The organism is Aeromonas sp. PS2Canimalfood6, from assembly GCF_048276795.1.
Lineage (GTDB): Bacteria > Pseudomonadota > Gammaproteobacteria > Enterobacterales > Aeromonadaceae > Aeromonas > Aeromonas caviae.
The window spans coordinates 37,492-54,786 of record NZ_JBLUXC010000006.1; the positions used below are offsets into that span (position 1 = coordinate 37,492).

The following is a 17,295-nucleotide window of genomic DNA, read 5'->3' on the forward strand; positions in this document are numbered from 1 at the left end:
AAAAAACAGGGTAAAGGGGGCTGCGGGCCATTTTACCCAAATGGAGGTTTTCCTCTATAATGCCAACCCTTTTGTTTGCCACATTGTCGTAATGCGCGCGACCGAGCCCCCGGGTGACGATGATCGCGGCCCGGCAGTGGCCAGACAACGACGCCAGCCGATACCCCGGCGCCCACTCGTCATCCCGGTCGGGAGCGGGGGCATGCCTGGGACGGCGGCAAGAATCCGGCTCGGGGAGCCGGATGACCCGAGACAGATTTCAAACCGGGCAAGAAGCAGGATCTGGCCAGCTGTGAGACAGACGGTGCTTGCCAGTCGTGCCCGGCGACCCAGGATGAACCGTCTCTCTACCATTTCGAAGGAAGAAGTCCATGCGCTCTATCTATTGCGGACAGGTCAATGAGGCCCATGCCGGGCAGACCATTACATTGTGCGGTTGGGTCCATCGTCGTCGTGATCTCGGCGGCCTCATCTTTATCGACATGCGCGACCGCGAGGGCATCGTGCAGGTGTTCTTCGATCCGGACAAGCCGGACGCCTTTGCCCTGGCCTCCGAGCTGCGCGGCGAGTTCTGCATCCAGGTGACCGGCGTGGTGCGTACCCGCCCCGACTCCCAGCGCAACAGCGACATGGCCACCGGTGCCATCGAGGTGTTCGCCCACGAGCTGACCATCATCAACCGTGCCGAGCCGCTGCCCCTTGACTTCAACCAGGTCAACAGCGAAGAGGTGAGCCTCAAGTACCGCTACCTGGACCTGCGTCGTCCCGAGATGGCCAAGTACCTGAAGACCCGTGCCAAGGCCAGTGCCTTCGTGCGCCGCTTCATGGACGAGCACGGCTTCCTCGACATCGAGACCCCGATGCTGACCAAGGCGACCCCGGAAGGGGCCCGTGATTACCTGGTGCCGAGCCGCGTGCACAAGGGCAAGTTCTACGCCCTGCCGCAGTCCCCCCAGCTGTTCAAGCAGTTGCTGATGATGTCCGGCTTCGACCGCTACTACCAGATCGTCAAGTGCTTCCGCGACGAAGACCTGCGTGCCGACCGCCAGCCGGAATTCACCCAGATCGATGTGGAGACCTCCTTCATGACCGCGCCCCAGGTGCGTGAAATCATGGAAGAGATGATCCGCAAGCTCTGGCTGCACATCCTGAACGTGGACCTGGGTGACTTCCCCATCATGACCTTCGACGAAGCCATGCGCCGCTTCGGCTCCGACAAGCCGGACCTGCGCCTGCCCATGGAGCTGGTCGATGTGGCAGATCTCTTGACCGAGGTGGAATTCGCCGTGTTCGCCGGCCCGGCCAAGGATCCGAAAGGCCGTGTGGCGGCCCTGAAGGTACCGGGCGGCGCGGAGCTGTCTCGCAAGCAGATCGACGAGTACACCAAGTTCGTCGGCATCTACGGTGCCAAGGGCCTGGCCTGGATGAAGGTCAACGAAGCCGGGAGCGGCCTCGAAGGGGTGCAGTCCCCGGTGGCCAAGTTCCTCTCTGACGCCATCGTGCGCGAGATCCTGGCCCGCACCGGCGCGATGGATGGCGACATCATCTTCTTCGGCGCCGACTCCAAGAAAGTGGTGTGCGATGCCATGGGCGCCCTGCGCCTGAAGGTGGGCCGCGATCTGGGTCTGGTGGAGAACGTCTGGAAGCCCCTGTGGGTCATCGACTTCCCCATGTTCGAAGAAGATGGCGAAGGCGGCCTGGCGGCCATGCACCACCCCTTCACCGCCCCGAGCAACCTGGGCCCGGCCGAGCTGAAAGCGAACCCGGTGGGCGCTTACGCCAACGCCTACGACATGGTGATCAACGGTTACGAAGTGGGTGGCGGCTCTGTGCGTATCCACAACAGCGAGATGCAGTCCACCGTGTTCGACATCCTGGGGATCACCCCGGACGAGCAGCGCCTGAAGTTCGGCTTCCTGCTGGATGCCCTGAAATACGGCACCCCGCCCCACGCCGGCCTGGCCTTCGGTCTGGACCGCCTCAGCATGCTGCTGACCGGCACCGACAACATCCGGGATGTCATCGCCTTCCCGAAAACCACGGCGGCCGCCTGTCTGATGACAGACGCCCCGAGCTTTGCCAACCCGGCCCAACTGGGCGAGCTGGCGATTGCGACCACCGTCAAGGGTGACGAATAAGCCGTTATCGGCAACAAAGGCCGCAGCGATGCGGCCTTTCCCGTTTCCCCCTGGGCGCAACCAGTGTTACTGAAATTTCCAACTATAACGGAGAGTCCCTATGGCAGGTCACAGTAAATGGGCCAACATCAAACACCGCAAGGCGGCGCAAGACGCCAAGCGCGGCAAGATCTTCACCAAGCTGATCCGCGAAATCACCACCTCTGCGCGTCTGGGTGATGCCGATCCTGCCAACAACCCCCGCCTGCGTGCGGCGGTGGCGGCAGCCCTGACCAGCAACATGACCCGCGACACCATCAACCGCGCCATCGCCCGTGGGGCCGGCGGCGGTGACGGCGAGCAGCTCGAGACCATAGTCTACGAAGGGTACGGCCCGGCCGGTTCCGCCGTCATGGTGGAGTGCCTGACCGACAACCGCAACCGTACCGTGGCCGAAGTGCGTCACGCCTTCAGCAAGTGCGGCGGCAACCTGGGGACCGACGGCTCCGTGGCCTATCTGTTCACCAAGAAGGGGGTGCTGACCTTCGTGGGCGCCGATGAAGACGCCCTGATGGACGCCGCCCTGGAAGCCGGTGCCGACGACGTGGTGACCGAAGAAGATGGCACCATCGAGGTCTACACCACCCCGAACGACTTCGGCACCGTGCTGGACGGTCTGGAAGCCGCCGGCTTCAAGCCCGAGAGCGCCGAAGTGACCATGATCCCCTCCACCGAGGCGGAACTGGATGCCGAGACCGCGCCCAAGCTGATGCGCCTCATCGACATGCTGGAAGATCTGGACGACGTGCAGGAGGTGTACCACAACGGCTCCATCTCCGACGAGATCGCCGCGACCCTGTGATCCCCCAGAGCAAAGGGGAGGGCGACCACAACGGTCCTCTTCCCCGGCTCCGGCGAGATCGCCGGCCGCTCGCGACCCTGTTCAGGTTCGCGAACATACAGGTGCGACACCTTGTTCACCTTCGCAAAAACGGCAGCCCGGGCTGCCGTTTTTTTATGTGCCAGACCGCGCACCTCCCCTTGTGGTTCGATTTCCTCTCTTAATGTTCGCTTAAGTTTGCCGTCCTAGGATGACCCCGTATCTGGACCTCCCTGGCTCTTGTCCTGTTTTTCAGGGCCGAGTGTCGGGATGGTCACCACGAAGCCTGCTGGCAGGTTGTTAGTTCCACTGGTTTGTCGGAGTCTCTCTATGCGTCTCACTCTGGGAGTGATGAAGGTCAATCTGTTGCTGGTGCTGCTGTTTGCACTGGTCTTCAACTGGCCCATTTTCCTGCACTTTTATCGTATTCTCAGCGCCCTTGAACACGTCAAGGCGGGGTTTGTCCTCTCCATTCCCCTGGTACTGGTGGCGGCCCTCAACGCGGTGTTCCTGCCCTTTACCTTCCGTTATCTGCTCAAGCCCTTTTTCGCATTGCTCATCCTGACCGGCTCCCTGGTCAGCTACGCCATGCTCAAGTACGGGGTGATCTTCGACATGGGCATGATGCAGAACATCATCGAAACCAACAGTGGGGAGGCGGGCTCCTACCTCAACGGCTCCGTGGTGCTCTGGTTCCTGCTGACCGGCCTGCTGCCGGTGCTGGTCCTGCTGTGGGTGAAGATTGAGTATCCCCGTCCCTGGTACAAGGGACTGGGTCTGCGCCTCGGTTCCATCGCCCTCTCCTTGCTGTTTCTGATGGGGGCTGCCGCCCTCTATTACCAGGATTACGCCTCGGTCGGGCGCAACAACAAGTCCCTCGGCAAGGAGATAGTACCCGCCAACTATGTGCACGGGCTCTACAAGTACGCCCGGGATGTGGTCTTCGCCACTCCCATTCCCTACCAGCAGATCGGCACCGATGCCAGGGTGATCGGCCAGCATGAGAAGCCGACCCTGATGTTCCTGGTGGTGGGGGAGACGGCCCGCAGCCAGAACTACTCCCTCAACGGCTACAAGAAGGAAACCAACGGCTTCACCGAGAAAGAGGCCAATGTGGTCTCGTTCAGAGACGTGCGCTCCTGCGGCACCGCCACGGCGCTCTCCGTGCCCTGCATGTTCTCGAACATGACCCGGCGTGGCTATGACGAGGCCAGGGCCCAGTCCCAGGATGGCTTGCTGGACGTGCTGCAACATGCCGGGATCTCGGTGCTCTGGAAGGAAAACGACGGCGGCTGCAAGGGGGTGTGCAAAAACGTCCCCACCATCGAGATTGAGCCCAAGGCATTCCCCGCATACTGCTCCGGCAATGCCTGTCATGACGAGGTGCTGTTGCAGGGGCTGGATCAGCAGATCGCCGACATGCAGGGCAAGCAGGGCAGCAAGCTGGTGGCCTTCCACCTGATGGGTAGCCACGGTCCGACCTACTATCGCCGCTACCCGGCCGCCGATCGCGTCTTCCTGCCGGACTGCCCGCGCAGCGACATCGAGAACTGCAGCAACGAAGAGCTGGTGAACACCTATGACAACACCATCCGCTACACCGACAAGGTGCTGGCCCAGCTCATCGACAAGCTCAAGAGCCTGGAGAGCCAGTACAACGTGGGGCTGGTCTATCTGTCGGATCACGGTGAATCCCTCGGTGCCATGGGGCTCTATCTGCACGGCACCCCCTACAAGTTCGCACCGGACGATCAGACCCGGGTGCCGCTCCTGACCTGGTTCTCTCCCCAGTTGCAGGCGGACCGTCAGCTCAATCTGGATTGCCTGCAACAGGAGGCAGCCAGCAAGCGTTTCTCTCACGACAACCTGTTCCACTCCATGCTCGGTATCATGGACGTGCAGACCCAGGTCTATGACGGCAAGCTGGATCTGTTCAAACCGTGCCGGGCGGGGTAAATGGGCCCGAGCGGTTGAGCGGCGCGACAACCTGTTGCCCCGCACCATGCTCGGCATCATGGACGTGCAGACCCAGGTCTATGACGGCAAGCTGGATCTCTTCAAACCGTGCCGGGCGGGGTGAACCGGCGAAAACAGACCATAAAAAAACGGCAGCCACCGGCTGCCGTTTTCGTATCCGAAGGGGTAGGCCTTACTTTTGCTCCATGATGATCTGCAACAGATCCCCTTCCAGCAGGGAGCGCTTGACCAGGGCGAAGCCGCCGATGGTGGGCTGGTTCTGGAAGCGCGCCTTCACGATGGGCAGGCCGCGATGGAAACTTGGCAGAGACTGGTGCTCGACACAGCGGCGGATGGCCGGGATCAGGATCTCTTCGGCGGCGGTGATTTCACCGGCGATGAGCACCTTCTGGGGGTTGAACAGGTTGACCGTGATGGCGATGGCGCGCCCCAGGTGCTCCCCCACGTTCTCGATCACGCTGCGGGCCAGCTCGTCACCGGCCACCGCCGCCTTGCACACCTCCTGGATGGTGATGTGCTTCTCTTGCAGCGAACTCAGGTGACCCCGGCTGATGAGCTCCTTCACCTTGTCGACGATGGCCTCGTTGGAGGCGATGGTCTCGAGGCAGCCGAAGTTGCCGCAGTGGCAGCGCTTGCCAAGGGGTTCGACCTGGATGTGGCCTATTTCGCCGACGTTGCGGTTCTGGCCGAGAAACACCTTGCCCTTGGTGATGATGCCAGAGCCCGTCCCCTGGTGGACACTCACCAGGATGGAGTCCATGCAGTCGCGGGACTCGCCGAAGAAGTGTTCGGCCAGCGCCAGCGAACGGGTGTCGTTGCCCACGTAGCAGGGGAGGTTGAAGTGGTGCTCCAGGAGCTTGGCGAGCCCCAGGTTGCGGATCTGGTAGGTGGGGGTGTAGATGACCATGCCGGATTCGGGGTTGACCAGACCCGGCATGGTCAGCGCGATGCTGATGAGGTTGCGGCTGCGATCCTGATTGGCGTCGATGAAGGCGCCAATCTCCCGCAGCAGCATGTCCACCACGGGTTGCTGCTCGATCTCGGTCACCTGGGTGATGTGCTGATCGAGCTCCTTGCCGTCGAGGTCATACAGGGAGAGCTGCAGGTAGCCGCGACCCAGCTTGGCGGACACAAACTGGAAGCGATGCTTGATGGTGGTCAGGGAGATGGCGCGGCGCCCGCCAGTGGAGGCTTGCGGCGAGGTTTCCCTGATGAGACCGTGCTCGATCAGTTGCCGGGTTATCTTGGTCACGCTGGCCGGGGCCAGCTGACTCAACTCGGCAATTTTGACCCGCGAGATGGGCCCCTGCAGGTCAATGAGGCGATAGACGACCGCACTGTTTACCTGCTTGATAAGATCTACGTTTGCTATTTGTCCGCCAGTCATAGTGTCACTGTGTTGTGTAGTGTCCGTTAACCACGGTCCCGCAGACCGCGAAGGCCTGATCAAAGACGGTGAGGTTGGCAATTTTTCCGACCTGGATACTACCGAGACGCGAGTCCCATCCAATGGCGCGAGCGGGGTAAAGGGTGGCCATTCTCAGTGCTTCGTCGAGCGGCAATCCGACCTGTTTGACCAGATTTTCCACCCCTTCGATCATGGTGAGGGCGGAGCCGCCGAGTGTACCATTCTCATCGACGCACTGACCATCGCGGAAATAGACGGTTGCGCCGCAAAAATCAAATTTCTCAAAGCCTTCCGGTGCACCTGCCGCCGCGGTGGCATCGGTGACCAGCACCAGCCGCTCCCCCAGCATCCTGTGCGCCAGGCGCACGTTGGCCCAGTGTACGTGGTGGCCGTCGACGATGATGCCCGCATAGACATCCTTGCGATCGTAGATGGCACCGACCACGCCGGGCTCGCGACCGTTCAGGGTCGGAGTCATGGCGTTGTAGAGGTGGGTGGCAAAGCGCATGCCGTTGTCAAAGCCCGCCATGGCCTGGTCGTAGTTGGCGGCGGTGTGGCCGGCGGAGACCAGGATGCCGGCTTCCACCAGACGGCGGATGTGTTCGGGCTTGTTGCGCTCGGGTGCCAGGGTGATCTTGGCGATGGCGTCCGCGTTGTCGCAGAAGAAGTCGATCATCTCGTCGGCGGGCTGGCGGATCTGTTCGGCCGGGTGGATCCCCTTGCGCTTGAGGTTGGTGTAGGGCCCTTCCAGATGGACGCCAAGCACCTCGTTGGGGTGGGCGGCCATGTAGTCGCGGGTGACGGCGACGGCCTGCTTCATGTCCGCATCCGGGCTGGTGATCAGGGTCGGCAGGAAGCTGGTGGTCCCGGATTTCAGGTTGGCCGCCTGCATGGTGGCCAGGGTGTCCGTGGTGATGTGACCGTTGAACATGACGCCACCGCAGCCGTTGAGCTGGACGTCGATGAAGCCGGCGCTGAGGTTGGCGCCCTGGAGGTCAATCTGCTCGATGCCGGCTGGCAGTTCTGCCTGGCGGGAGATGGCGACAATCTTGTCGCCATCGATGACCACGCCATAACCGGTCAGCACGCAGCTGCCGGTGTAGAGAGTGCAATTAGTCAGAGCGTACATGGGAGCTCCTCAGAGGTGCTTGATGTTGTCGGCTTCCAGTTGCTGGAAGTAGCGCACCGTCTTGACCTTCAACTCCATGGTGGAAGGTTCGTCGCACACCACAATCCCTTTCGGATGCAGTTGCAGGGTGGAGATGGTCCACATGTGGTTGACGCTGCCCTCCACGGTGGCCTGCAGGGCCTGGGCCTTGGCGTGACCGACCACCAGGATCAGGATCTCTTCGGCGTCCATCAGGGTGCCGACACCCACGGTCAGGGCCAGCTTGGGCACCTGCTCCATGTCGCCGCCAAAGAAGCGGGAGTTGGCGATGCGGGTGTCTTCGGTCAGGGTCTTGACCCGGGTACGGGAAGCCAGGGAAGAGGCCGGTTCGTTGAAGGCGATGTGGCCGTCATTGCCGACGCCGCCCATGAACAGGTGGATCTTGCCGTAGGACTTGATCTTGTCTTCGTAACGCTGGCACTCGGCCACCAGATCCTCGGCGTTGCCATTGAGGATGTTGATGTTTTCCGGGCGAATGTCAACGTGATTGAAGAAGTTGTTGTGCATGAAGCTGTGGTAGCTCTCCGGATGTTCCTTGGGCAGCCCCACATACTCGTCCATGTTGAAGGTGACCACGTTCTGGAAGCTCACCTCGCCGGCTTTATGCAGCTCAATCAGGCGCTTGTAGGTGTTGAGCGGGGTGCCGCCAGTGGGCAGACCCAGCACGAAGGGGCGCTCGGCAGTGGGTTTGAACGCATTGATGCGGTCAACGATGTAACGGGCAGACCAGAGACCCACCTGGCTGGCAGACTTCAACGGGATCAGGCGCATTCTATATACCTCAGTACGGTTGCCGCACAGGGATTGACGGCAAGGGACCAGACACGGATTCAAGTTGTTTTATAGCGTAAATAAAGATTGCGAACTAAGCCACATCTATCGGCTACCTTTATCTCTGTTGAGTGATAATGATCACGAAAGCTGGTTTATTAATTTGCGCAGCGAAATAAAACACATAGACTGCCAATCAAGCCTTGATGGCTTATGCGTCGAACGTGATAAGCACTTAATTTCTAGAAAAACACCAACTAAGGAGAGGAACCGTGAACATTCTCGGTTATTTACAAAAGATCGGCCGTGCCCTGATGGTGCCGGTAGCGGTATTGCCTGCCGCCGCGATCCTGATGGGGATTGGCTACTGGATTGACCCGAACGGTTGGGGTGGCGGAAGCCCTCTGGCTGCGTTTCTGATCAAGGCGGGCGCCGCCATCATCGACAGTATGCCCATTCTGTTCGCCGTCGGCGTCGCTTACGGCATGTCCAAGGATAAAGACGGTTCCGCCGCGCTGGCCGGTCTGGTCGGCTTCCTGGTGGTCACCACTCTGCTGAGCCCGGGCGCCGTGGCCCAGATCAAGGGTATCCCGGCCGACCAGGTGCCGGCAGCCTTTGCCAAGATCAGCAACCAGTTCGTCGGCATCCTGTGTGGTGTCATCGCCGCTGAGCTCTACAACCGTTTCAGCAGCGTGGAGCTGCACAAGGCGCTGGCCTTCTTCTCCGGTCGTCGTCTGGTGCCGATCGTGACCTCCGTGGTGATGATCGTCGTCTCCTTCATCCTGATGGCCGTCTGGCCGGTCATCTACGGTGGCCTGGTGAGCTTCGGTGAATCCATCGTCAGCATGGGCTCCACCGGTGCCGGCATCTATGCCTTCTTCAACCGTCTGCTGATCCCGGTTGGTCTGCACCACGCCCTGAACTCCGTGTTCTGGTTCGACGTGGCCGGCATCAACGACATCCCGAACTTCCTGGGTGGCCAATCCTCCATCGACGCCGGCAAGGCTGTCGTGGGCGTGACCGGCATGTACCAGGCCGGCTTCTTCCCCATCATGATGTTCGGTCTGCCGGGTGCCGCACTGGCCATCTACCACAGCGCGAAGAAAGAGAACAAAGAGAAGGTTGCGTCCATCATGATCGCTGCCGCCTTTGCCGCCTTCTTCACCGGGGTGACCGAGCCGCTCGAGTTCTCCTTCATGTTCGTGGCGCCGGTACTGTACGTCATCCACGCCCTGCTGACCGGTATCTCCGTGTTCATCGCAGCCTCCATGCACTGGATCGCCGGTTTCGGCTTCAGCGCCGGTCTGGTGGATATGGTGCTCTCCAGCCGCAACCCGCTGGCGACCCAGTGGTACATGCTGCTGGTACAGGGTCTGGTCTTCTTCGGCCTCTACTACGTGGTCTTCCGCGCCGTGATCGCCAAGTTCAACCTGAAAACCCCGGGTCGTGAAGATGACGAAGCCGTGCCGGTACAGGCTCAAACCACCGACCGCACCGAGCTGGCCAAGCAGTATCTGGAAGTGCTGGGTGGTCAGGAGAACCTGGTGACCATCGATGCCTGCATCACCCGTCTGCGTCTGACCCTGAAAGACCGCAGCATCGTTGACGAGCGCAAGCTCAAAGCTCTGGGCGCGGCCGGTGTGGTCAAGCTCGGTGAGCAGAACCTGCAGGTGATTCTGGGCCCATTGGCCGAGATCATCGCCGGTGAGATGAAAGCCCTGCGTTAATCGAGCGACTCGCTCACCTCAAGTCTAAGTCCATTGTTGACATAACTAAGGGCCCCGCCTCGGGGCCCCATATAAAAAAAGCCAAGAAAATCCAACCTTTACTTCAAATGAGAGCAGCAGTTATGAACTTGAAACATTCTCTGTTAGCCATTGCCATGTCTACCGTTTTCGCCGGTCCCGCACTTGCAGCTGATGCTGCCAGGCAAGCGGTGGTCGACGCCCTCGCCAGCAACCTCGTCGTCAAGTACGAAGTCGTCACCAATGACGGTGCCGGCGCCGGTCTTGACTGCCAGGCGCTGGGCTCCGAGTGGGCAAGCTGCGGCGTTGCCAAGCTGCACCTGACCAATACCGGGGCCGACGTCACCTCCAAGGACTGGAGCATCTATGTCTCCTCCATCCGCCGCATCCAGCGGGTGGACAACGACCAGTTCACCATCACCCACCTGACCGGCGACCTCTATCGTTTGACGCCGACCGAGAAGTTCCAGGGCTTTGCCAAGGACGCCACGGTCGAGGTGCCCCTGGTGGTGGAATACTGGGTATTGTTCGAATCTGACATCATGCCGAACTGGTATGTTGCCAGTGAAGGGGCCGAGCCGAAAGTGCTGGCCAGCATGAGCAACATCGACGATGCCAGCACCTACGAGAAGCCGATGCCGGCCGATGGCTGGAAGCGCACCAAGGATGACAACAACATCCTGATGAACAGCGAGACCCGTTTCGCCGCCAACCAGACCAGTACCCTGCTGCCTGCCGGCAAGATTGACGACCGCATCCTGCCAAGCCCGATGAAGCAGGTGGTCAAGGCCGGCCCGCAAGTCGACTTCTCCACCATCAAGCTCAATGCCCTTGACCTGCCGAGCGATCGCGCCGAGGCCCTGAAGGCGCAACTGACCAAGCTGGGTGTTACCCTCTCCGACACCGGCTACCCGGTCACCATCAAGCTCGGCAGCAAGCTCAAGCAGGCCGAAGGCTACGACATGACCATCGGCCAGAAGGGCACCGTCATTCAGGGGCACGACGTTGACGGCGCCTTCTGGGGCGCCCAGTCCCTGATCTCCCTGCTGGGGGTTGACGACAAGCTGGTGAGCCAGATGAGCGTCGAGGATGCGCCACGCTTTGAATACCGCGGCATGCAGACCGACGTGGCCCGTCACTTCAGAAGCCCGGAGACCATGAAGAAGCTGGTTGACCAGATGTCCGCCATGAAGCTCAACGTGCTGCACCTGGGGCTGACCAACGATGAAGGCTGGCGTCTGGAGATCCCGGGCCTGCCGGAGCTGACCGACGTCGGCAGCCAGCGTTGCCATGACGAGTCCGAAACCAAGTGCCTGATGCCGCAGCTTGGCTCCGGCCCCACCAGCGACAACCAGGGCTCCGGTTTCTACAGCAAGGCGGACTACATCGACCTGGTACGCTATGCCAAGGCCCGCGGTGTGACCGTGATCCCCGAGATCAACATGCCGGCCCACGCCCGTGCCGCCGTGGTCTCCATGGAGGCACGCTACAAGCGTCTGATGAGCGAGGGCAAAGAAGCCGAGGCCAACCAGTTCCGTCTGACTGACCCGGCCGATACCTCCAACGTCACCTCGGTGCAGTTCTACGACAAGATGTCCTTCATCAACCCCTGCCAGCCGGGTGCCGCCACCTTCGTTGCCAAGGTGATGGACGAAGTGGCCCAGATGCACCAGGCCGCCGGCCAGCCGCTGACCGCCTGGCACTACGGTGGTGACGAGGCGAAGAACATCATGCAGGGCGGTGGTTACCAGGATCCGGCCGTCACCAAGAAAGAAGATCTGGTGGCCTGGAAGGGCAACGTCGACTCCAGCAAGCAGGACAAGCCGTTCGGCAAGTCCCCCATGTGCCAGAAGATGATCGACGATGGCAAGATCAAGGACGTGGCCGAGCTGCCGGTCTACTTTGCCAAGGAAGTGAGCGAGATGGTCAAGGGCCACGGCTTCTCCACCCTGCAGGCGTGGGAAGACGGTCTGAAGTACGCCAACAGCGCCAAGGACTTCGCCACCGACAACACCCGTGTCAACTTCTGGGAAACCCTCTACTGGGGTGGCTTCAACGAAGCGATGAAGTGGGCGCACAAGGGTTACGAAGTGGTCCTGTCCAACCCGGATTACCTCTACTTCGACTTCCCGAACGAGGTACACCCGGCCGAGCGCGGCTACTACTGGGCAACCCGCTTCAACGACACCCGCAAGGTGTTCGCCTTCGCCCCGGAAAACCTGCCGCAGAACGCCGAGACCTCGGTTGACCGCGACGGCAACGCCTTCGTGGCCAAGGGTGACCAGGATCCGGTCAAGTTCAAGGGGATCTCCGGTCAGCAGTGGAGTGAAACCGTGCGCACCGATGCCCAGTACGAATACATGGTCTATCCGCGCATCTTCTCCGTGGCCGAGCGCGCCTGGCACAAGGGCGGCTTCGAGCTCGATTACGTGAAGGGTCGCGAGTTCTCCGGCACCACCAAGCATGTCAACAAGGCAACCCTGAACAAGGAGTGGAACCAGTTTGCCAACGTGCTGGGTCAGCGCGTGCTGCCGAAACTGGACCAGGCCGGGGTGGAATATCGCCTCTCCGTACCGGGTGCCAAGGTGGTGAACGGTGTGCTGGAAGCGAACGTGGATCTGCCGGGTCTGCCCATCCAGTACAGCCTGGACGGCAAGAGCTGGAGCGCCTACGACGCTGCCGCCAAGCCGACCGTGGATGGCAAGGTCTACCTGCGTACCACCAGCTTCGATGGCAAGCGCACCAGCCGCGTCACCGAGCTGAACTGATAGCTAGCCTTCAATCCATAACGCAAGGTGGGTCGCAAGACCCGCCTTTCCCAAGGGCGATGGCCATCGGGCTTGGGAAAGGTTGACTCTGCGTGTGAACCTTTGTTGTGTGTGTTTTGTCTGTTTTTCATCACTTGAGACCCCGCCCCGTGCGGGGCTTTTTTTGACCAGGATCTCTGCAATTTCTCCCGTTTCGCCGTTTTTGGTGCGCCAATGACCCGAATTGGCCAAATTCAGGTTGAGGCAGGGCGCGTAATGAGGGATCATACCCGGCTTGACGGCGGGGGTATGAGGGTGCCAGCCGGCACAACGTCCGCCAGTGACGCATTTTTGAGGTGAGCCATGAGTCAGGCGAACAGCCCAACTAACTTTATTCGTCAGATCATTGATGAAGATCTGGCCAGCGGTAAGCACAGCAGCGTGCATACCCGTTTCCCGCCGGAGCCGAACGGTTATCTCCATATCGGCCACGCCAAATCCATCTGCCTGAACTTCGGCATCGCCCGCGACTATCAGGGTCAGTGCAACCTGCGTTTCGATGACACCAACCCGGCGAAGGAAGACATCGAGTTCGTGGAGTCCATCAAGCAGGACGTCCAGTGGCTGGGCTTCCAGTGGAGCGGCGAGATCTGCTACTCCTCCGACTATTTCCACAAGCTGCACGGCTACGCCATCGAGCTCATCGAGAAGGGACTGGCCTATGTGGACGAGCTCTCCCCGGAGCAGATGCGCGAATACCGCGGCACCCTGACTGCCCCTGGCAAGAACAGCCCGTTCCGCGATCGCAGCGTGGAAGAGAACCTTGCCCTGTTCGCCAAGATGAAGAACGGTGAGATGGCCGAAGGCTCCGCCTGCCTGCGCGCCAAGATCGACATGGCATCCCCCTTCATGGTGATGCGCGATCCCGTCATCTATCGCATCAAGTTTGCCCACCACCACCAGACCGGTGACGAGTGGTGCATCTACCCGATGTATGACTTCACCCACTGCATCTCGGACGCCCTGGAGGGGATCACCCACTCCCTGTGTACCCTGGAGTTCCAGGACAACCGTCGCCTGTATGACTGGGTGCTGGACAACATCAGCATCGACTGTCACCCCCGTCAGTACGAGTTCTCCCGTCTGAACCTCGAATACACCGTCATGTCCAAGCGCAAGCTGAACCTGCTGGTGACCGAGGGGCACGTCAGCGGCTGGGATGATCCGCGCATGCTGACCGTCTCCGGTCTGCGCCGCCGTGGTTACACCCCGGCCTCCATCCGCGAGTTCTGCAAGCGCATCGGTGTGACCAAGCAGGACAACATCGTCGAGATGAGCATGCTGGAAGCCTGCATCCGCGACGATCTCAACGAGAACGCCCCGCGCGCCATGGCCGTGCTGCACCCGGTGAAGGTGGTGATCGAGAACCTGGCGGCCGATGAGGTGCTGACCGCCCCTGCGCACCCGAACAAGCCGGAGATGGGGACCCGTGAGCTGCATTTCTCCCGCGAAATCTTCATCGACGAGGCGGACTTCAAAGAGGAAGCCAACAAGCAGTTCAAGCGTCTGGTGCTGGGCAAGGAAGTGCGCCTGCGCAACGCCTACGTCATCAAGGCCGAACGGGTCGAGAAGGATGCGGACGGCAAGGTCACCTGCATCTACTGCTCTTACGACCCCGAGACCCTGGGCAAGGATCCGGCGGACGGTCGCAAGGTGAAAGGGGTGATCCACTGGGTCAGCGCCACTCACTCCCTGCCGGCCGAAGTGCGTCTCTATGACCGTCTGTTCAAGGTGCCGAACCCGGGCGCCGAGGATGACTTCGAAGCGGCTCTGAATCCGGAATCCCTGGTGATCATCGAAGGGGCCCGGGTGGAAGCTTCTCTGAAGGATGCCAAGCCGGAGTTTGCCTACCAGTTCGAGCGTGAAGGTTACTTCTGCGCCGACAACAAGCTCTCCAGCGCCGAGCGCCTGGTGTTCAACCGCACCGTGGCCCTGCGTGACGTCTGGGGCAAGGCCGAGGTCTGATAGAAGAGGGCAGGGGAAACCCTGCCGCTTCTGGTCCGGATTGCGGACACAAAAAAGCCAGCATGATGCTGGCTTTTTTATTGCGCCGACCCGGCCGAATCAATCGTCGTGCTTGCAGTCACCGTTGGCGCAGTGGCCATACAGGTAAAGACTGTGGTTGGTCAGGCGGATGTTGTGCGCCTTGGCGATGTCGCGCTGGCGCTGTTCGATCACCTCGTCGGAGAACTCGATCACCTTGCCGCAGTCGAGGCAGACCAGGTGGTCGTGGTGCTCCTGGGTGGCGAGCTCGAACACCGACTTGCCCCCTTCGAAATGGTGACGGGTGACGATACCGGCATCATCAAACTGGTTGAGAACGCGATAAACGGTAGCGAGACCAATCTCCTCGCCCTGATCGATCAGCCGTTTGTACAGATCTTCCGCACTGGTGTGCTGGCAGTCCGGCTGTTGCAGGATTTCCAGGATCTTGACACGGGGCAAGGTGATCTTGAGCCCGGCCTTTTTTAACGCTTGGTTGTTGTCTGCCATTTCTATTTATTCGCATTCTCGAAGGTGTGGTTATTCTGATTGACTGCCGCTGTAATGGCAACCACGAACTCGCTTGGCCTGTCATTATAGGTCGTAGCCAAGTTAAAAATAAACCCAGCAATTCAAGGGCTTTAGCTCATCAAGCCCGTCATGGGAATATTCAGACCCGCTTGCTCGATCAGAGAATGTTGATACTATGTGACTTCTTTATAGTCTGGTCGGATGAGATCCATGGATTGGCTTTTCGGCAATGCCGCCTGGGTGCGCTGCGCCCTCAACGCCTGGCCCCCCTTCTGGGGTGCAGGCATCAAGATAGAAACCCTGAGCCCCGATTTTCGCTTCTGCCGGGTCACTCTCAAGTCCCGCTGGTGGAACAAGAATGCCAACCGGACCCAGTTCGGTGGCAGCATGTTCGCCATGACGGATCCCATCTACCCGTTGATGCTGATGGGCTATTTCAAGAACCGCTACTACGTGTGGGACAAGGCGGGCAGTATCAATTTCATCAAGCCGGGCAAGGGCAAACTGGTGGCGGAGTTCACCCTGAGCGACGCCAAGCTGGCATCGATCGTGGCGGCGACCGAGGGGGGAGACAAGCACTTTCCCGAGTTCGAGGTGCAGGTGCAGGATGGCCAGGGCGAGCTGGTGGCCCAGGTGAAGCGCACCCTCTATGTCAGATCCAAGCCCCAGCACAGGGGGGGCTGAATGCTTGCTGCAGATGCAATAAGGGCCCCGTCGGGGCCCTTGTTGCATGAAGAGGGAGGAAGATCAGATCACTCCAGCTCGCCCAGGCACATCTCTTCGTGCAGCTGTTTGCACCAGCCCTTGACGCGCTCTGCAGTCAGCTCGGGTTGGCGATCTTCGTCGATGCCCAGGCCCACGAAGTGCTTGTCATCCACCAGCGCCTTGGAGGCTTCGAACTCGTAGCTCGCGGTCGGCCAGTGGCCGATGATGATGGCGCCCTTGGCTTCGACGATGTCACGCAGGGTACCCATGGCGTCGAGGAAGTACTCGGCATAGTCTTCCTGATCGCCGCATCCGAAGATGGCCACCAGCTTGTTGTTGAAGTCGATCTCTTCGAGTTCGGGGAAGAAGTCGTCCCAATCGGCCTGGGCTTCGCCGTAGTACCAAGTCGGGATGCCGAACATCAGCAGATCGAAGCTGTCGATGTCGGCCTTGCTGCTCTTGGCAATGTCACGGACTTCAATCAGTTGTTTGCCCAGTTCTTTCTGGATCATCTTGGCGACAGCTTCGGTATTACCGGTATCGCTGCCGAAAAACAGACCTACACTAGCCATAGTGTTTCGTTACCCGTATCTGGTGTTGATGCTTGACGGTTCAGATTGCGATGCCTGCTGCATGAGCAGACTCGATCTGTTGCTTCAGGATAGATTGGATCAGCTCGGCTCGGCTGACGTTCTGTTGCAGCGCAAGTTGGTTCAGGCGCTCCAGCAACTCGGCTTCCACCTTTAACTCGACCCGTTTCAGCCCGTTCTCACGATCGCGCTTGAGCTGGTTGCGCTTGTTGATCTTGAGCTGGGTCTCGCGGGGGAGTGGATTGGTCTTTGGCCTGCCGGGGCGCTTCTCAGTTGCGAACAGATCCAGTGTTGTTCGATCAGTTTGCTGTTTGGCCATACATCACAGATGAAAAGTAGTTAGCCGATCCCTGAGCCTTCCCAGCCCATTTCGATCAGCCCCTTGGCGACAAAACCCGCGCAACCCAGAAACAGCACCAGCCAGACGATGAAGCGGCCGAAGCGGGGCACATTGCCCCGTTTGAGCACGTCCTGAATGGCCAGACCAATCAGCAGGAAGATGGCCACGAAGAACAGTTTCAGGCCCAGACTCTCGATGAGATCGATGTGTTCACTCAGCATGGATTGCGCGCACTCCTTAAGACGGGCGCACTATATCACAAAGGATTTGAAA

General features: G+C 60.3%; 14 protein-coding genes. 7 read left to right on the top strand and 7 right to left on the bottom strand.

Going from position 1 to position 17,295, the window contains the following annotated elements; translation table 11 throughout:
- The first annotated feature begins 371 nt into the window (after positions 1–371).
- The 3 genes from aspS to ACNPAA_RS04315 all read left to right on the top strand — a co-directional run bounded on the left by aspS (position 372) and on the right by ACNPAA_RS04315 (position 4,953).
- Positions 372–2,138, top strand: a complete 1,767-nt coding sequence (gene aspS / locus ACNPAA_RS04305) for an aspartate--tRNA ligase (protein WP_045525291.1) — start codon at positions 372–374, stop codon at positions 2,136–2,138.
- 100 nt (positions 2,139–2,238) lie between these two features.
- Positions 2,239–2,979 carry a YebC/PmpR family DNA-binding transcriptional regulator gene (locus ACNPAA_RS04310; RefSeq protein ID WP_010674094.1) on the top strand — a complete coding sequence of 247 codons (741 nt, stop codon included), beginning with the start codon at positions 2,239–2,241 and terminating at the stop codon, positions 2,977–2,979.
- A 348-nt stretch (positions 2,980–3,327) separates the two neighbouring features.
- Positions 3,328–4,953 carry a phosphoethanolamine transferase gene (locus ACNPAA_RS04315; protein ID WP_104452675.1) on the top strand — a complete coding sequence of 542 codons (1,626 nt, stop codon included), beginning with the start codon at positions 3,328–3,330 and terminating at the stop codon, positions 4,951–4,953.
- Positions 4,954–5,146: 193 nt separating this feature from the next.
- Here the strand turns inward: ACNPAA_RS04315 and nagC are convergent, their stop codons facing one another.
- From nagC to nagB, 3 genes are read right to left on the bottom strand one after another with little or no spacing between them, the layout of a single operon-like run.
- Complete coding sequence (nagC, locus tag ACNPAA_RS04320) at positions 5,147–6,361, bottom strand: DNA-binding transcriptional regulator NagC (protein ID WP_010674096.1); 1,215 nt, start codon at positions 6,359–6,361, stop codon at positions 5,147–5,149.
- A 4-nt stretch (positions 6,362–6,365) separates the two neighbouring features.
- Entirely contained in the window at positions 6,366–7,511 is a 1,146-nt protein-coding gene (nagA, locus tag ACNPAA_RS04325) for an N-acetylglucosamine-6-phosphate deacetylase (RefSeq protein WP_039039842.1), read from the bottom strand.
- 9 nt (positions 7,512–7,520) lie between these two features.
- A complete protein-coding gene (nagB, locus tag ACNPAA_RS04330; RefSeq protein ID WP_010674098.1) occupies positions 7,521–8,321 on the bottom strand; it encodes a glucosamine-6-phosphate deaminase in 801 nt (266 codons plus the stop codon).
- 272 nt (positions 8,322–8,593) lie between these two features.
- Here nagB and nagE point away from each other — a divergent pair, with 272 nt between their 5' ends.
- The 3 genes from nagE to glnS all read left to right on the top strand — a co-directional run bounded on the left by nagE (position 8,594) and on the right by glnS (position 14,838).
- The gene (gene nagE / locus ACNPAA_RS04335; RefSeq protein WP_039039841.1) at positions 8,594–10,048 is read left to right on the top strand and encodes an N-acetylglucosamine-specific PTS transporter subunit IIBC; all 1,455 of its coding nucleotides are present in this window, start codon (positions 8,594–8,596) and stop codon (positions 10,046–10,048) included.
- Positions 10,049–10,170: 122 nt separating this feature from the next.
- The gene (locus tag ACNPAA_RS04340; protein WP_103243439.1) at positions 10,171–12,834 is read left to right on the top strand and encodes a beta-N-acetylhexosaminidase; all 2,664 of its coding nucleotides are present in this window, start codon (positions 10,171–10,173) and stop codon (positions 12,832–12,834) included.
- A 342-nt stretch (positions 12,835–13,176) separates the two neighbouring features.
- Positions 13,177–14,838, top strand: coding sequence for a glutamine--tRNA ligase (gene glnS, locus ACNPAA_RS04345; protein ID WP_139736996.1), 1,662 nt, complete (start codon positions 13,177–13,179; stop codon positions 14,836–14,838).
- 99 nt (positions 14,839–14,937) lie between these two features.
- Here the strand turns inward: glnS and fur are convergent, their stop codons facing one another.
- Positions 14,938–15,366, bottom strand: a complete 429-nt coding sequence (gene fur, locus ACNPAA_RS04350) for a ferric iron uptake transcriptional regulator (protein ID WP_010674102.1) — start codon at positions 15,364–15,366, stop codon at positions 14,938–14,940.
- A 231-nt stretch (positions 15,367–15,597) separates the two neighbouring features.
- On the opposite strand from fur, the gene ACNPAA_RS04355 reads away from it, so the two are divergent.
- Positions 15,598–16,071: a DUF4442 domain-containing protein gene (locus ACNPAA_RS04355; protein ID WP_042878128.1), complete on the top strand. Its 474-nt coding sequence runs from the start codon at positions 15,598–15,600 to the stop codon at positions 16,069–16,071.
- A gap of 68 nt (positions 16,072–16,139) precedes the next feature.
- On the opposite strand, the gene fldA is transcribed toward ACNPAA_RS04355, so the two are convergent.
- The 3 genes from fldA to ACNPAA_RS04370 are packed head-to-tail and all read right to left on the bottom strand — an operon-like array spanning position 16,140 to position 17,243.
- Complete coding sequence (fldA, locus tag ACNPAA_RS04360) at positions 16,140–16,664, bottom strand: flavodoxin FldA (RefSeq protein ID WP_010674104.1); 525 nt, start codon at positions 16,662–16,664, stop codon at positions 16,140–16,142.
- 40 nt (positions 16,665–16,704) lie between these two features.
- A complete protein-coding gene (gene ybfE / locus ACNPAA_RS04365) occupies positions 16,705–17,001 on the bottom strand; it encodes a LexA regulated protein (protein ID WP_005325670.1) in 297 nt (98 codons plus the stop codon).
- Between the two features lie 20 nt (positions 17,002–17,021).
- Positions 17,022–17,243: a DUF2788 domain-containing protein gene (locus tag ACNPAA_RS04370; RefSeq protein WP_010674106.1), complete on the bottom strand. Its 222-nt coding sequence runs from the start codon at positions 17,241–17,243 to the stop codon at positions 17,022–17,024.
- Positions 17,244–17,295: the final 52 nt, after the last annotated feature.

Excerpts from the sequence above, each read along its gene's own strand:
- ACNPAA_RS04370 (WP_010674106.1), bottom strand. The coding sequence starts at position 17,243 with ATGCTGAGTGAACACATCGATCTCATCGAGAGTCTGGGCCTGAAACTG.
- glnS (WP_139736996.1), top strand. The coding sequence starts at position 13,177 with ATGAGTCAGGCGAACAGCCCAACTAACTTTATTCGTCAGATCATTGAT.
- ACNPAA_RS04355 (WP_042878128.1), top strand. The coding sequence starts at position 15,598 with ATGGATTGGCTTTTCGGCAATGCCGCCTGGGTGCGCTGCGCCCTCAAC.
- fldA (WP_010674104.1), bottom strand. The coding sequence starts at position 16,664 with ATGGCTAGTGTAGGTCTGTTTTTCGGCAGCGATACCGGTAATACCGAA.
- ACNPAA_RS04315 (WP_104452675.1), top strand. The coding sequence starts at position 3,328 with ATGCGTCTCACTCTGGGAGTGATGAAGGTCAATCTGTTGCTGGTGCTG.
- ACNPAA_RS04340 (WP_103243439.1), top strand. The coding sequence starts at position 10,171 with ATGAACTTGAAACATTCTCTGTTAGCCATTGCCATGTCTACCGTTTTC.
- aspS (WP_045525291.1), top strand. The coding sequence starts at position 372 with ATGCGCTCTATCTATTGCGGACAGGTCAATGAGGCCCATGCCGGGCAG.
- fur (WP_010674102.1), bottom strand. The coding sequence starts at position 15,366 with ATGGCAGACAACAACCAAGCGTTAAAAAAGGCCGGGCTCAAGATCACC.
- nagA (WP_039039842.1), bottom strand. The coding sequence starts at position 7,511 with ATGTACGCTCTGACTAATTGCACTCTCTACACCGGCAGCTGCGTGCTG.
- ybfE (WP_005325670.1), bottom strand. The coding sequence starts at position 17,001 with ATGGCCAAACAGCAAACTGATCGAACAACACTGGATCTGTTCGCAACT.
- nagC (WP_010674096.1), bottom strand. The coding sequence starts at position 6,361 with ATGACTGGCGGACAAATAGCAAACGTAGATCTTATCAAGCAGGTAAAC.
- nagB (WP_010674098.1), bottom strand. The coding sequence starts at position 8,321 with ATGCGCCTGATCCCGTTGAAGTCTGCCAGCCAGGTGGGTCTCTGGTCT.
- ACNPAA_RS04310 (WP_010674094.1), top strand. The coding sequence starts at position 2,239 with ATGGCAGGTCACAGTAAATGGGCCAACATCAAACACCGCAAGGCGGCG.